The sequence below is a fragment of the Neokomagataea thailandica NBRC 106555 genome, assembly GCF_001598495.1.
Lineage (GTDB): Bacteria > Pseudomonadota > Alphaproteobacteria > Acetobacterales > Acetobacteraceae > Gluconobacter > Gluconobacter thailandicus_A.
This window is the reverse complement of sequence record NZ_BCZB01000014.1, coordinates 20769-33355: the sequence shown is the minus strand read 5'-3', so window position 1 is coordinate 33355 and position 12587 is coordinate 20769. Positions and strand designations below refer to the sequence as shown.

At 53.1% G+C, this 12587-nt stretch carries 13 protein-coding genes; 10 read left to right on the top strand and 3 right to left on the bottom strand.

Features of this window, described 5'->3' with window-relative positions:
- Nucleotides 1-7 precede the first annotated feature (7 nt).
- From NTH01S_RS06060 to NTH01S_RS06035, 6 genes are all read left to right on the top strand, one after another.
- Nucleotides 8-1177 (top strand): phosphatidylinositol-specific phospholipase C1-like protein, encoded by a 1170-nt coding sequence (locus tag NTH01S_RS06060; RefSeq protein ID WP_068171039.1) that lies wholly within the window; start codon nucleotides 8-10, stop codon nucleotides 1175-1177.
- Between the two features lie 186 nt (nucleotides 1178-1363).
- On the top strand, nucleotides 1364-1810 hold the full coding sequence (locus NTH01S_RS06055; RefSeq protein WP_068171037.1) for an RrF2 family transcriptional regulator: 447 nt from the start codon (nucleotides 1364-1366) through the stop codon (nucleotides 1808-1810).
- Between the two features lie 14 nt (nucleotides 1811-1824).
- On the top strand, nucleotides 1825-2247 hold the full coding sequence (locus NTH01S_RS06050; RefSeq protein ID WP_068171035.1) for a GNAT family N-acetyltransferase: 423 nt from the start codon (nucleotides 1825-1827) through the stop codon (nucleotides 2245-2247).
- Between the two features lie 163 nt (nucleotides 2248-2410).
- The gene (locus NTH01S_RS06045; RefSeq protein ID WP_068171033.1) at nucleotides 2411-2743 is read left to right on the top strand and encodes a DUF2849 domain-containing protein; all 333 of its coding nucleotides are present in this window, start codon (nucleotides 2411-2413) and stop codon (nucleotides 2741-2743) included.
- A complete protein-coding gene (locus NTH01S_RS06040) occupies nucleotides 2740-4413 on the top strand; it encodes a nitrite/sulfite reductase (RefSeq protein ID WP_068171031.1) in 1674 nt (557 codons plus the stop codon). The genes NTH01S_RS06045 and NTH01S_RS06040 overlap by 4 nt, the downstream gene beginning before the upstream one ends.
- Complete coding sequence (locus tag NTH01S_RS06035) at nucleotides 4400-4834, top strand: DUF934 domain-containing protein (protein WP_068171029.1); 435 nt, start codon at nucleotides 4400-4402, stop codon at nucleotides 4832-4834. The genes NTH01S_RS06040 and NTH01S_RS06035 overlap by 14 nt, the downstream gene beginning before the upstream one ends.
- Before the next feature lie 221 nt (nucleotides 4835-5055).
- Here NTH01S_RS06035 and NTH01S_RS06030 read toward each other — a convergent pair whose 3' ends face one another.
- Both NTH01S_RS06030 and NTH01S_RS06025 read right to left on the bottom strand, forming a co-directional pair.
- Complete coding sequence (locus NTH01S_RS06030; protein WP_068171026.1) at nucleotides 5056-6081, bottom strand: magnesium transporter CorA family protein; 1026 nt, start codon at nucleotides 6079-6081, stop codon at nucleotides 5056-5058.
- A 31-nt stretch (nucleotides 6082-6112) separates the two neighbouring features.
- Nucleotides 6113-7222 carry a glycosyltransferase family 61 protein gene (locus NTH01S_RS06025; RefSeq protein ID WP_068171020.1) on the bottom strand — a complete coding sequence of 370 codons (1110 nt, stop codon included), beginning with the start codon at nucleotides 7220-7222 and terminating at the stop codon, nucleotides 6113-6115.
- 257 nt (nucleotides 7223-7479) lie between these two features.
- Here NTH01S_RS06025 and trpB point away from each other — a divergent pair, with 257 nt between their 5' ends.
- Together trpB and trpA are read left to right on the top strand one after the other, a co-directional pair.
- Nucleotides 7480-8724 carry a tryptophan synthase subunit beta gene (gene trpB / locus NTH01S_RS06020; protein WP_068171016.1) on the top strand — a complete coding sequence of 415 codons (1245 nt, stop codon included), beginning with the start codon at nucleotides 7480-7482 and terminating at the stop codon, nucleotides 8722-8724.
- Nucleotides 8721-9536, top strand: a complete 816-nt coding sequence (trpA, locus tag NTH01S_RS06015; RefSeq protein ID WP_068171014.1) for a tryptophan synthase subunit alpha — start codon at nucleotides 8721-8723, stop codon at nucleotides 9534-9536. Before trpB ends, trpA begins: the two co-directional genes overlap by 4 nt.
- 10 nt (nucleotides 9537-9546) lie before the next feature.
- Here the strand turns inward: trpA and NTH01S_RS06010 are convergent, their stop codons facing one another.
- The gene (locus NTH01S_RS06010; RefSeq protein WP_157070882.1) at nucleotides 9547-10101 is read right to left on the bottom strand and encodes an HdeD family acid-resistance protein; all 555 of its coding nucleotides are present in this window, start codon (nucleotides 10099-10101) and stop codon (nucleotides 9547-9549) included.
- Nucleotides 10102-10359: 258 nt separating this feature from the next.
- Between NTH01S_RS06010 and accD the strand changes: the two genes are divergently transcribed.
- Both accD and NTH01S_RS06000 read left to right on the top strand, forming a co-directional pair.
- The gene (gene accD / locus NTH01S_RS06005; RefSeq protein ID WP_068171009.1) at nucleotides 10360-11232 is read left to right on the top strand and encodes an acetyl-CoA carboxylase, carboxyltransferase subunit beta; all 873 of its coding nucleotides are present in this window, start codon (nucleotides 10360-10362) and stop codon (nucleotides 11230-11232) included.
- 6 nt (nucleotides 11233-11238) lie between these two features.
- A complete protein-coding gene (locus NTH01S_RS06000; protein WP_068171006.1) occupies nucleotides 11239-12582 on the top strand; it encodes a bifunctional folylpolyglutamate synthase/dihydrofolate synthase in 1344 nt (447 codons plus the stop codon).
- Nucleotides 12583-12587 lie beyond the last annotated feature (5 nt).

Here is a 12587-nt window from a genome sequence, read left to right as displayed (position 1 = left end):
TTGTATTATGAAGTATCGTCTGGCGTTTTTGTCTGTAATCGGTTCTTTGGTGACACAATCCGCTTTTGCAGCGGGTATCCCACAGGATGTTCGTCTTAATCAGATACAGGTAGTGGGGACGCATAATAGTTACCGCACTGATATTTCACCGGCGACTTTGCAGTGGTTAACGAAGTTTTCGCCGCAGGCTGCGGAAGCATTGGATTATAAGCACACGACGCTGGATCGGCAGTTGGATAGTGGTGTTCGTCAGCTTGAAATTGATATTTATGCGGATAGTAAAGGGGGGCAATATAGCCACCCGCGTGGTGCAGAATGGGAGCGCAAAAGCGGGATTACGCCAGATGCTCCTTCAGGATCGAGTGCTTTGATGCAAGGGCGTGATTTTAAGGTCATGCATATTGTCGATATTGATCAGCGCTCAAATTGTGAGCCATTTGCGAAGTGCTTACAGATTATTCGTGATTGGTCCGCAGCGCATCCGCGTCATTTGCCTGTTTTTATTGATATTGAAACGAAGCAGGATATTCCGCTGAAAAGCGATAAGCTGCAATTTACCGTTCCTGAGCGTTTTACTACGGCTACGTATGATCGGTTGGATCAGGAAATTGTGCAGGTTATTGGGCGCAAGAATTTGATTCTGCCGGATGATGTGCGTGGGGATGCGCCTTCGGTGAATGAGGCTATCCGTACGAAGGGTTGGCCGTCGGTTGAGTCTGAGCGTGGTAAAATCATGTTCGTTCTGGATCGTCCGCAGGATACGGAGCGTTATGTGGCGAACCATCCGGGGTTACGTGGGCGTGTGTTGTTTACCAATGGCCGCCCGGGTGAGCCTGATGCGGCTTATACGGAAGTGAATGAAGGATTTGCCGGTCAAAAAGGGGCGACGTTTGATAATGCGGAAGCTGCGCATAAAACCCCTGATTTGGTGAAGCAGGGTTATTTGGTGCGGACGCGTGCGGATGCGAATACGGTGGAAGCGCGTACGAATGATGTGACGCGGCGTGATGTGTCATTTGCCAGTGGTGCACAGATTATCAGCACGGATTATCCGGCGTTGGAACCTGCGCCTTGGCATGGTTACACGGTTGAGTTCCCTGATCATGCCGTTGCGCGGTGTAACCCGGTGAATGCGCCGAAAGATTGTAACAATGCGGATTTTATCCACGAAAAGTAATTTTGGGCTTTGTGATGTTTGAGCAGAAGAGGCGCTGTGAGGCGCCTTTTTTGTGTTTTTTATAGTGGGTAATGGGTGGGTAATCGCTTTTTATTGACAAGGTGAGGGTATTTGTAAAAAATACGAATAGCAATCGGGCCTTATGTGGCCTGTTTTTTCTGTTTTGGTTTGGAATACGGATTTTTTATGTATTTGCGCCGCGATCGTGCTTTGACGGCTGTTTCGATTATGCTGGATGTTGCGTTTCATGCTGGGCGAGCGGGCGTTGTGAGTGGCGCGGATATTGCGCGACGTGGCGATATGCTGCGGCGCGGGATTGAGCCAGTGTTGCAAGCCTTGTCTCGTGAAGGGCTGTTATCCAGTGTGCGTGGCCCTAAAGGGGGGTATCGGTTGGGGCGTCCGCCACGTGCGATCACGTTGCATGATATTGTCAGTGCTGTGATGGAAGAGCGTGACGCGAGTGAAGAAGAGTCAAACCCACTCTTGGAAAAGGTGCTCTCACCGTTTTGGCAAACATTGGATGGTGAAATAGCCACGCGTATGGATGCTGTGACGCTGGAGAGCTTGCTGCGACAGGCGGAAGAGGCCGGTATGCAGCGTCCGAGTCGTGCTCCTATTTCGTTTTCTATTTAAGGGGGAAAAATTTTATGTCTGTGAGTGTAACGCTACGTGATATTACGGTCGATGATTGTTTGCCGTTGCGGCAGCAGGTTTTATGGCCGAATTTGACGCAAGATGAATGCCGCGTTGAGCATGATGAGACGGCGGTTCATCTGGGGGCTTTTGACGGTGATACGCTCGTTGGGTGTACGTCGCTTTTTGTGCTTCCTGATGGTGAAATGCAACTGCGGAAATTTGCTGTTTCGCAGGAGTATCAGGGGCAAGGTATTGGCTCTGCCCTTTTGAGGGCATCTTTTGAGCGTTGTGCTGCGTTAGGTTTGAAGACGTTTATGCTGAGTGCACGTGTTTCAGCCATTGGTTTTTATGAAAAGCACGGGCTTACGGCGGTTGGGGATGTCTATTTCAAGGGTCCGATTCCGCACCGAAAGATGGTGTGTGTTGTTGGGTAAGTGCGATTTAAAGTTAATTTTACACTAAAATAATTCGTTATATAAAGACGATTTAGCGACGAATTTCAGTGAATCCTCTTCCATAATTCACCATTATCAATCATTATACCGTTCAATTTCGGTAATTCTGCGTTTGGCAGAAGGTTGATGAGGGGAAGGCACCATGAAGCGCGCGGTACGCGTCGGAGCGGGAGAGGGTTTGGTGATTACAGCCAACCGCCTGCTGGATGGAGCGATTGTCTGGCTGTCTGCTGATCATACATGGCAGACGGCGATTCAGCGTGCTGAGGTGTTGGTGTCGGATGCCGTTTCTGAGCGCCTTGAAGGGGTTCAAAGCCGGGCGCAGGCTGATGGTGTTGTGGGAATTTATGAAATTGCGGTGCGCCCTGAAGTGGGTGGACCCGTACCTCTGACAATGCGTGAGCGTATTCGTGCATTTGGGCCGACGGTACATCCGCAATTTGCGTATGAGCAGCAGGAAGGAGCCGGGGCATGACAACGGCTATTGGGCAATATCAGTACGATCAGGTTGATCGGGATTTTTTGGCCGCGCGTATTGAAGAGTTTTCGGAGCAGGTTGCGCGGCGTTTGGATGGTGCGCTGACTGAGGACGAGTTCAAGCCGCTCCGCCTGATGAATGGTTTGTACTTGCAACTGCATGCTTACATGCTGCGTGTCGCCGTACCGTATGGCACGTTAAATGCAGCGCAGGTGCGTGCGTTTGCGGATGTGGCGCGGCGTTATGACCGGGGCTATGGGCATTTTACGACCCGGCAGAACATTCAGTTTAATTGGATACGCCTTGAGGATACGCCAGATATTCTGCGCCTTTTAGCGGATGTGGACATGCATGCGTTGCAGACATCCGGTAATTGTATTCGGAATGTGACGTCCGATGAGTTTGCCGGGGCTGCGGCGGATGAATTAGTGGATCCGCGTGTGCATGCTGAGATTTTGCGCCAATGGTCCACATTGCATCCGGAATTTACGTTCTTGCCGCGTAAGTTCAAAATTGCGATTTCGGGTAGTCCGAATGACCGAGTGGCGGCGCGTTTCCATGATATTGGAGTTATAGCGCGGCCTGGTGATGATGGGCGTGTCGTCTTTCAGATCTTTGTGGGGGGTGGCTTAGGGCGTACGCCGATTGTGGGGCAGGAACTGTATGATTCTGTGCCGGAGGAGCGTTTGCTCGCTACGCTTGAGGCGATTATCCGTGTGTATAATGCGCATGGGCGGCGCGATAATATTTACAAAGCACGAATCAAGATTCTGGTTCAGGCGTTGGGGGTTGCCGCTTATCGTAACGAGGTTGAGGCGGAACTCGCGCAGATGGATATTGCGCGTTACCGTTTAAGCCCGGAGATGGTGGCGTCGATTGAAGCACGTTTTGCTGCGCCCGATTTGCAAGCGCCGGAGGGGGCTGCTGCAGTTTTGGCGGAGCAGCGCGCGCAGAATATGGTGTTTGACCGTTGGGTGCGGAGTAATACGCATGCTCATCGTTCAGAGGGGCATATCATTGCGGTTGTGTCGTTAAAGCCGCCGGGAGAGATTCCGGGTGATGTGACGGCGGATCAGTTGGATCGGTTAGCTGGGCTGTCTGAACGTTTTGCGTATGGTGAATTGCGGACGACGCATTTGCAAAATGTGGTGTTTGGCCATGTACGGCAGGATCAGCTTTATGATTTGTGGCGTGGATTGGTTGACGTGGGGCTTGGCGCACCGAATGTTGGCTTGATTGGGGACATTGTGGCGTGCCCTGGGCTGGATTATTGCGCTTTGGCCAATGCGCGTTCGATTCCGATTGCGCAGAAACTGGGTGCGCGTTTTGCGGATATGACGTTGCAGGAGCAGATTGGTGCGCTGCAAATTAATATCTCTGGCTGCATTAATGCCTGTGGGCATCACCATGCGGGGCATATTGGCTTGTTAGGTGTTGATAAGCGCGGTGAAGAGTTTTTCCAGATGACGCTGGGTGGTCGGGCTGATGATCAGGCTACTGTTGGGAAGATTTTGGGGCCAGCCTTGCCGGAAGATGACACGGTGGATGCGATTGCGCGGATTGTGGATCGGTATTTGCAGGAACGCTCAGGGCAGGAAAGTTTCCTTGAGACGTTGAAACGTGTGGGTGAGGCTCCGTTTAAGGAGGCAGCGTATGACACTGTTTAATCTTGGGGCGCGTGAGGCTGGGCATTATGCCGAGCCTGTGACGCTGGCGGACTTGGTTGAGCAGGGTGAAGCGCGTTCGGTGGTGTTGGAGAGTGGGGATGAGGTTGCGGCGTTGAAGCCGTATCTGAACCGTTTGGAATTGGTGGTCCTGCGTTTTCCGATTTTTCGTGATGGACGCGGGTTCACGCAGGCGCGCGAATTGCGGGAGTATTTGCATTTTGGCGGTGAAATTCGTGTTGAGGGGCATGTATTGCCGGATCAGGCGGATTTTTTGAAGCGCTGTGGTGTGGATAGTGTTGTCCTGCCGGAGGGGAGTGATGTTAGGCCGTGGGAGCGGCAGTTGAAGCGTTATTCTGTATCGTTCCAACGCTCTGTTTTGCCAGAAAAAGTCTTGGATGTTGGGACGCGGGTTGCTCGGTGAGGCGCGTTTTTACGTCAATGGTGCAAGGCCCTGTCTTCGTTAGAAGATGGGGCCTTTCTTTTTAGAGCCTTTTTGACAATGGGTTATCTGACACCACATCAGTCTTTCTGGCGTGCATATGGCGTCAGAAAATAGCGGATCGGATTACCGCCATTTTCATGATGAGGCGGAGTTCTTCTCGGGGTCCGTTTCAGCGCTGCCAATCTTTTCCAAAAGGGCTCTTAAAGTCGGGTGAGCCAGCCGCGCCGCCAGAACCAGAAGAGGGGGAGGGCGATGGAGCTGAGCATGAGGAGTATGGCGAAGGGGTAACCGAAGCTCCAGTTGAGTTCTGGCATGATGCGGAAGTTCATGCCGTAAATACCGGCGATGAGGGTCGGCATAATACCGATGGAGCTGGCGACGGTGAGGATTTTCATGCCGTCATTTTGTTCGATATTGATGAAGCCTAATGTGGCGTCCAGTAGGAATTGCACTTTATTGTTTATCTGTGTGTTGAACTCGTTGAGTGAGGCGATGTCTCGCCCTGCGGTATCGAGACGATTGTGGATGAGATCTGTGGTGAGGGCGTGATCTGCTTTTGGCGGTGTTTGGGTGTGTGCGAGGGTGTGAGCGGTTATTGTGTCTAGATGTAGGCGGATACGATCAATGGATAAGAGGGAGTCTCGGATCATGGAGGCGAGGTCCCCGGTATTTCCAAGGTGGCGTAGTGTGGTGCGGAGGGTTGCGCCACTGCGGGTGTGATGGCGCTGCCGGTCATCACTGCTGAAAATACAATGTGAGAGTGTATCGAGGGTATGGCCGACATTTTCCAGTAAGTCAGCCAAGCGGTTGATGATGTCTTCGATGAGGTCCGTGAGGAGATTTGTCGGTGTTGGGGCGGGGTTTTCTGCGGTGTGTTCCGCCAGAGCGAGGCCGATACGGTCAAAGGCTGGGTAGTCTGCGTAGCGGATGGTGATGAGATGTGTGGGGGATAAGATGAAGCCTACGGGCCGGATGACGGGGCCAGTCTCGTAACGGCGGACCAGTGGGCCGGAGAGATACAGGGCGCCGTCACGTTCATAATGGCGCGATGAGCTTTCAATTTCGCTGAGTTCTGCCCGGCTGGGGATGTGGATGCCGAGTTTTTCGGTGGCGCGTGTGATTTCGTCTTCTGTGGGGTTGAGCAGGTCAACCCATGGGATGCTGTCGAGCCGGGTGTGTGGCCCCATTTCATAGGCGGGTGTTCCAATGGGGCGGGTGAGGAGCATGAAGGGCAGCCATAGGGTGTGGGGGCATCTATTATTTCATAGAAGAGGCGTAATGTATCATTTCTTTGGCGCGTTGCACAATTTTGGGGATGTCGAACCCTTTTTGGGCGGGGGTAACGTGACTGGCGATTTCGACGCCTGTTTCGATGGGCTCTCCCCAATAATGGAGCTGCATTTGCATTGCTAAGGCTAAGGTGCAGGGATTGATGTGTTGTTGTGGCACGAGTTCGCAGATGATTGTGCCGGGTTTGCACCATGCGAGGTTAGCCATGCCGGCGCCGAGAGAGCCTATAACGATGCGTGCTTGTGAAAAGAGGTGTATTTGCTCGGCGATGTTTAAGGTTTCAGGTTTTACAGTGGTGAAACCGATTTCGGTGAGGGCTTTAGCCAGTTCGGGTTCGTTGTGGATGAAGCGGTTAGGGGCTTGGCCTCGTTCAATAAAAAGATGGGGCGAGGTGGTTGTGTGTGCGGGTGGGGGGCATGTTTGGGCGAGGGTGTGATAGGCGCGTCGTGATGATGTGAGGGCTGAGAAATCGGCAGTTCCTCGGACGCAATCGGTATAGAGGACGGTATGAAAGGCGTATTGTTCCCCCGGTTTTGTGCGTGTGCTGTGCGAGGGATCAAAGCCGAGTAAGCGAATGGTGTCTTCTTGCCATGCTGTGAGGGGGGGCAAGATGAGGCCGTCCTTGTAGTGGCTGTTTTTGAGATGAAAAAGCGTTGGAATTGTGTGGGTAATCCAGTGGTAATAATTTTGATGCCAGTGGTCAAAACAGGCAGCCATTACGTCTTGTCCGGGCGGGGCGGGGATGAGGGTGTCTTCTCGTATGGCGAGGGATGGAATGATGTCGGGCGATTGGAGGTAAGCGGTATCAATGATGGGTTGGCCATCTTTGAAAAACATCATGGAAGCGGTGTCTAAGACGACATTTTCCAGTGTGTATTGGCGCAATGTGCAAGGGCTGGTGGCCCAGTCTTGGAAAAGTGAGTGTGTGTTGGCGTTTAAAGAGCCGTTATTGAGCAAAGCGGCGGGATAAGACGGGGCTTCCTCAAGGGTTGTGACATGTGTGGCAATGTCTGCGAGTGTGAGAGGTTTGGGGGGGTGGTGTGGGCGACGGTGGAAAAGATGTTTGAGAAAAAACATGAATGGCCGCACCTGCACAGAATAGGGTATGAGCTCAAGAAAATTGAATAAAAATTATGTTTGAGCAAGGTGTATAATGGGTTGATTACTGTTCCAATATAAAAACGTTTAAGCAGGTTCTTTTATGAGGGCGCTCGAGTGTCTGCTGTGGTTGAGATGTATTTTATTGTGTGGGTTGATGGCGCTTCCTTGATGGACGGCGGGGGCAGGAATTGGTATCGCAGAAGGGTATTGTTTTTGAAGTGAGTGTTAGTGCGATGTCTGCTTCTTCTACCGCCACACCGGCGCAGGTTACTCTTCCGAACTCGTTGCGGTCAGGGCCTGATGGGCGTGGGTGGTTTGGAGAATTTGGCGGGCGGTTTGTTGCAGAGACGTTAATGCCGTTGATTTTGGAGCTTGAAGAGGCCTATCGGGCGGCGCAGGCGGACCCGTCTTTTCAGAAAGAGCTCGCATTTTATTATAAAGATTATGTTGGCCGTCCGAGTCCGTTATGGTTTGCGCGCCGCCTGACGGAAAGCTTGGGTGGAGCGAAAATTTATCTTAAGCGTGAAGAGTTGAACCATACGGGTTCGCACAAGCTGAATAATGTGATGGGGCAAATTCTTGTTGCGCGGCGTATGGGGAAGACCCGTATCGTGGCGGAGACGGGTGCTGGTCAGCATGGGGTGGCGACGGCCACGGTTTGTGCGCTGTTTGGCTTGAAATGTACGGTTTATATGGGCGCGACGGATGTTGAGCGCCAAAAGCCGAATGTGTTTCGTATGAATTTGTTGGGTGCTGAGGTGCGGCCGGTTACGGCGGGGGCTGGTACGCTAAAAGATGCCATGAATGAGGCCATGCGTGACTGGGTGGCCAATGTGGAAGATACGTATTTCCTTGTAGGGACGGTGGCTGGGCCGCATCCTTACCCAGAAATGGTGCGTGATTTTCAGTCTGTTATTGGGACAGAGACGAAGGCGCAGATTTTGGAAGCAGAAGGGCGTTTGCCGGATGCGATTGTTGCCGCGATTGGTGGCGGTTCAAATGCGATGGGTATTTTCCATCCGTTCCTTGATGATGTGGATGTGAAGCTTATTGGCGCAGAAGCGGCTGGTTTGGGGCTGGATTCTGGGAAAACGGCGGCGTCTGTTTCGCGGGGGCGTCCGGGTGTTTTGCATGGTAATCGGACATATTTGTTGCAAAATGCGGATGGTCAGATTGATGAAGCACATTCTATCAGTGCGGGGCTGGATTATCCGGGTATTGGGCCTGAGCATTCTTGGCTGAATGATATTGGGCGCGTTGAATATGTTGGGGTGACGGACCAAGAAGCGTTAGAGGCGTTCCAGCTTTGCTCACGTCAGGAAGGGATTCTGCCTGCGTTGGAGTCTGCGCATGCTTTGGCGCATGTCATTAAAATTGCACCGACGATGGGTAAAGATCAGATCATTGTTATGAATTTATCGGGGCGGGGGGATAAAGATATCTTCACGGTTGCGAAGCATGTGGGGGTTGAGCTGTGAGCCGTATTCAAGCGCGTTTTGAGGCATTGAAAGCTGAAGGTCGTGGTGCGCTCATTCCTTATTTGCAGGCGTATGACCCGGATTTGGAAACGTCCTTGGCGTTGCTGAAAGCGATGCCGGAAGCCGGTGCTGATATTATTGAAGTGGGTGTGCCTTTTTCAGATCCTTCTGCAGATGGTCCAACCATCCAATTGGCAGCGCAGCGTGGTTTGAAGGCTGGGGCCACTCTGGCGGGTGTGTTGGAGATGGTGCAGCGCTTCCGTGAGCATGACCAGAGCACGCCGATTGTGCTGATGGGGTATTTGAACCCGATTCATACTTATGGTGCGGATGCTTTTTGCCGTGATGCGGCGCAAGCGGGTGTGGATGGTGTGATTTTGGTGGATCTACCGACGGAAGAAGCGCAGTGGTTGCGGCCACATGCTGAGGCGCATGGGCTGGATATTATTGCATTGGTTGCACCGAATACGACGCATGAGCGGTTAGTGCATGTACTGCGTGAGGCCAGTGGGTTTGTGTACTATGTAAGTATTACCGGGATTACGGGGACGGCCAGTGCATCTGCCGAGCAATTGGCTGCGGCAGTACCGAAGGTTAAGGCGGTGACGTCGGTCCCGGTGGCGATTGGCTTTGGCATTTCAACGCCAGAGCAAGCGCGGGTGGCGTCTCAAATTGGGGATGCGGCTGTTGTGGCGTCTACGCTGATTAGAACTTTGGCGGGAACCTTGGTGGACGGGAAGGCTACAGGGCAGACTGTGCCTGCTGTGACGCAACAAATCAGTGCATTGGCTGCGGCGGTACGGGGCGTTTAACGCCTCGCGTTTAGTCAACGAAGCGTACGGTAAAGGCGAGGATGAGGGCGGCCGTCCCTGCGACAAGAAGTTCGAGTGAGAGTAGCCCTCCGAGCAGCCATGATGTGGACCACGGCAGGCTGAGATATAATAAAACGCCTGTGAGTGAGGTGAAGCATCCACTGATGGCGATGATGAGCCAGTTTCGAATATCTCGGTGGGTGCAGGCCCAGAACATGCGCGCTATCCCTGCAAACGCAAGGCAGGTGAGTAGAACAAATGTGAGCAATGTGGAGCCGCCATCTGGCTCGTCAATCAGTGCGGCCCCTGCTGTTAAGTAAAATGTTGCGGATAAATTGGTGAGCCAGCAGGTTGAGTAAGAGAGTTTTTGGTGCTTTTGCCCGAAGATGATTTGCATACAGCCGCGTAGAAGTAGGGTGGCGGCTAAGATCATATTGTTAGTTGGGTCTGTTAGTATAGTCGTGAAGGTGTCAACGGCACATAATGAGAGCAGAAAGAGGCCAACATGGAAGCTGCCGTGGATTTGAACGCCGGATTTTAAAAAATGGATTCGTGAGGGTGACATGAACGATCTATGGAGTTGAGAAAAGGGTAAGGTGAGTATAACGCGCCGTGAGCCTTTTGTTTGTAAGCGTATTTGTCTGAGCGAAGTTTTTTGGCTTTTCGTCTGGAGGGTGGCGTAAATGCTGCGTGAGGGCTAGAACGCGCATAACAAGACCGAGGGGCCCGGTTGGTGGTCCCGATATATATGAAACCTGTTAGGGCTATTTTATGGTGTTAGGGCTATTTTATGGTGCTAACAGGAAGAGAGTGACGAGGCACTATGAGCTGGTTAACTGAGTATGTACGCCCGAAGCTGCGTGGCCTTTTGCAGCGCGAAGTTCCGGATAATTTGTGGGCGAACTGTGATTCCTGTTCGCAGATGGTCCTAGTGAAAGAGCTGGAGCGCGCGCAGAAAGTGTGTCCGCATTGTGGGCATCATATGCGTGCGACGGCGCGTGAGCGTATGGCATGGACGTTTGATGGTGGGGAATATACCTGCATTGACGTGCCGAAAGTACCGGTTGATCCGTTGAATTTCCGTGATTCTAAGCGGTATACGGACCGCTTGAAGGATGCGCGTAACAAGTCTCAACTGGATGAGGCCTTGTTGGTAGCGCACGGCAAGGTGCAGGGGCAGGACGCGGTTGTGGCCGTAATGGCGCCTGAGTTTTTGTTGGGTACGATGGGTGCGGCATTGGGTGAAGCCTTTGTGGCGGCCTGTCGTTTGGCTGTGCTGCAAAAGGCGCCGTTGATTGTGTACACGGCATCAGGTGGTGCGCGTATGCAGGAAGGCGCTGTGAGCTTGATGCAGATGCCGCGCACGACGATTGGTGTGCAGATGCTGCGTGAAGCTGGTCTGCCTTATATCGTGGTGTTCACGAATCCGACGACGGGTGGTGTATCGGCATCGTTTGCGATGTTGGGTGATGTACATGTTGCTGAGCCGAATGCGCTCATCGCATTTGCGGGGCCGCGAGTGATTCAGGATACAGTGCGCGAGAAGCTGCCAGAAGGCTTCCAACGTTCTGAATATCTGCGTGAGCACGGTATGGTTGATATTGTAGAGAAGCGCTCTGAGTTGACGGCCCTGCTTGGGCGTTTGATCGGGATGCTGACCAAGCAGCCTGCCCCTGTTTCTGAAGCAGCTGAGTAAAACATTATGGCGGGTGAGGGAGCGCCGGCGGTGCTGGCAAGTGAGTATCGTGGGCGCCCTGGTGCTGTGTTGGCGCGGCTTCAAGCGCTGTACCCAAAGCTGATTGATCTGTCTTTGGGACGTTTGGAGGCGCTTTTGGCGCGTTTAGGTAATCCTGAACGGCATCTCCCGCCTGTGGTGCATGTGGCAGGTACGAACGGTAAGGGCAGCACCTGCGCTAATCTGCGGGCTATTGCTGAAGAAGCCGGGTGGCGCGTGCATGTCATGACTAGCCCCCATCTGGTGGATGTGACCGAGCGTTTCCGCGTGGCGGGGCGTTTGGTCTCGGAAGATGCGCTGGTTGAGGTTTTGGAAGAGGTCGAGCGCGTGAATGACGGCGCGCCGATTACGGTTTTTGAGGTTCTGACAGCCGCTGGTTTCTTGTTGTTTTCCCGGAATCCGGCAGATTTGGTCGTACTGGAAGTCGGGCTTGGTGGGCGTTTAGATGCGTCTAACGTGATCCCGTCACCACATATGTGTGTGATTACGCCGATCAGTTTGGATCATCAGGCATTTTTGGGCGATACGTTGGAGGCGATTGCAGCTGAAAAAGCTGGAATCATTAAGCAGGGTGTTCCTGTGGTGACGGCACCTCAGCAGCCGGAAGCACTGGCTGTTATTCGTGAGAAGGCGGCGGCGATGAATGCTCCGCTTTATGTTGTCGGGCAGGATATTACGGTTTCGGACACGGTTGATGGTTTGGTGTACCGGGATGCGTTCGGTGTATTGCCCTTACCGCGTCCGGGGCTGTTGGGGACGCATCAGGCATTAAACTCTGCGGGGGCTGTTGCGGCGTTGCGTCACTCTGGCCTGGCTGTACCGGAAGCGGCTTATGCGGGGATTGCGAAGGCGGTATGGCCTGCGCGCTTGCAGTCTTTGCATGGGACACTCGCTCAGCTTTTGCCTGAGGGGTGGGAGCTTATTTTAGATGGTGGGCATAATCCCGGTGCAGGTGCTGCGTTGGCGCGCGTGATGACGGGATGGAACGATCAGCCGATCCATGTGATTGCGGGTGTAAAGCAAAGCAAGGATGTGGGTGGTTTTTTGGAGCCGCTTTTAGAGTCTGCGACGAGTGTGTGGGCTGTCTCGGAGCCGGGCCAGCATATGGCGACCTCTGTCGATGAGGTTATTGCAGCATCTGGTGGGCGTGCGAAGGCTGGACCCACGGTGCGTGAAGCGCTGTTAGCATTGTCTGAGCAGGCTCAGGCTGAGAATGTTGGGCGCGTTGTGCCACCAGCACGGGTGTTGGTCTGTGGTAGTTTGTATTTGGCAGGTGTGGTTTTGCAACAAGATGGTTGGGTTGCTCAATAAGGGCG

What these genes read in the sequence shown, in the direction of transcription:
- NTH01S_RS06055 (WP_068171037.1), top strand. Translation starts at nt 1,364, where the DNA reads ATGTATTTGCGCCGCGATCGTGCTTTGACGGCTGTTTCGATTATGCTG.
- NTH01S_RS06045 (WP_068171033.1), top strand. Translation starts at nt 2,411, where the DNA reads ATGAAGCGCGCGGTACGCGTCGGAGCGGGAGAGGGTTTGGTGATTACA.
- NTH01S_RS06035 (WP_068171029.1), top strand. Translation starts at nt 4,400, where the DNA reads ATGACACTGTTTAATCTTGGGGCGCGTGAGGCTGGGCATTATGCCGAG.
- NTH01S_RS06060 (WP_068171039.1), top strand. Translation starts at nt 8, where the DNA reads ATGAAGTATCGTCTGGCGTTTTTGTCTGTAATCGGTTCTTTGGTGACA.
- accD (WP_068171009.1), top strand. Translation starts at nt 10,360, where the DNA reads ATGAGCTGGTTAACTGAGTATGTACGCCCGAAGCTGCGTGGCCTTTTG.
- NTH01S_RS06050 (WP_068171035.1), top strand. Translation starts at nt 1,825, where the DNA reads ATGTCTGTGAGTGTAACGCTACGTGATATTACGGTCGATGATTGTTTG.
- trpB (WP_068171016.1), top strand. Translation starts at nt 7,480, where the DNA reads ATGTCTGCTTCTTCTACCGCCACACCGGCGCAGGTTACTCTTCCGAAC.
- NTH01S_RS06030 (WP_068171026.1), bottom strand. Translation starts at nt 6,081, where the DNA reads ATGCTCCTCACCCGCCCCATTGGAACACCCGCCTATGAAATGGGGCCA.
- NTH01S_RS06010 (WP_157070882.1), bottom strand. Translation starts at nt 10,101, where the DNA reads ATGTCACCCTCACGAATCCATTTTTTAAAATCCGGCGTTCAAATCCAC.
- NTH01S_RS06040 (WP_068171031.1), top strand. Translation starts at nt 2,740, where the DNA reads ATGACAACGGCTATTGGGCAATATCAGTACGATCAGGTTGATCGGGAT.
- NTH01S_RS06000 (WP_068171006.1), top strand. Translation starts at nt 11,239, where the DNA reads ATGGCGGGTGAGGGAGCGCCGGCGGTGCTGGCAAGTGAGTATCGTGGG.
- NTH01S_RS06025 (WP_068171020.1), bottom strand. Translation starts at nt 7,222, where the DNA reads ATGTTTTTTCTCAAACATCTTTTCCACCGTCGCCCACACCACCCCCCC.